Genomic DNA, 840 nt, shown 5'->3' with positions numbered 1-840 from the left:
CCCACGACCACGCCGCCGTCCCCGGCGGCCGCGGCGCGCAGCCCCGGCAAGGGAGACCCCTTCGCGGAGCCCGCCGAGCCCCGGCTGCCCATGGGCGGTTCGCCCGAGGACAAGCTGGAGTTCTTCCGGGGCATCCTGAAGCAGAAGACGGAGACCCTGGCCCGGGCGCGCGCGCTGTACGCCGAGCGCGAGGGCGAGGTGACGCAGCTCAAGGCCGCGCTGGAGAAGGCGCGCAAGGAAGGCGGCGGCGCGGGCGCTCCGGCGCGCTCTGCCCAGGACGAGCAGCGGCTGCAGCTGGCCCAGGCGAAGCTCGCCTCGCTGGAGGCGGAGCTCGCCGCGTCGGAGGCGGACCGCAAGGACCTCACGCGCGCGCTGGCGGAGGTGGAGTCGGAGCTCCCCCGGCTGACGGAGGAGCTCCACGCCGAACGCGAATCGCGCGGGGCGATGGCGGAGGAGCTGGTCGGCGCGAAGGAGGCGCTGGGGCTCGCGCAGGACCGCGTGGCGGAGCTGGCCTCCGGCAAGTCGGAGGCGCAGGGCGCGCTGGAGGCGGTCCAGGAGCAGTACCAGTCGGTGCTCGCGGACGTGGAGCGGCTGACCGCCGAGCGCGACGCGCAGGCCTTGGCCATCAGCCAGCTGGAGACGGCGCTCGCGGAGGCGAAGGGCGCGATGGGCGCCCTGGAGAGCGAGAGCGACTGGTCGCGCAGCTCGCTGGAGGAGGCGCACGCCCACGCGAAGGGGCTGGAGGCGAGCGGGACGCCGCGCGCCGGCAGCTCGCGGTGGTGGAGGACGGGCTCAAGACGCTCCAGACGCAGGTGACGGAGCTGGAGCGCGCGCTCGCGC

General features: G+C 75.8%; 1 pseudogene. It reads left to right on the top strand.

Annotated elements, in window-relative coordinates:
• Positions 1–816, top strand: a pseudogene (locus ACLEQD_RS44545) (plectin 1 isoform 8); the annotation flags it as partial.
• Between the last annotated feature and the right edge of the window lie 24 nt (positions 817–840).

The organism is Corallococcus sp. 4LFB, from assembly GCF_046520365.1.
Taxonomy (GTDB): Bacteria; Myxococcota; Myxococcia; order Myxococcales; family Myxococcaceae; genus Corallococcus; species Corallococcus caeni.
The sequence above is the reverse complement of the archived record's forward strand: the minus strand, read 5'-3'. Positions and strand labels throughout refer to the sequence as shown.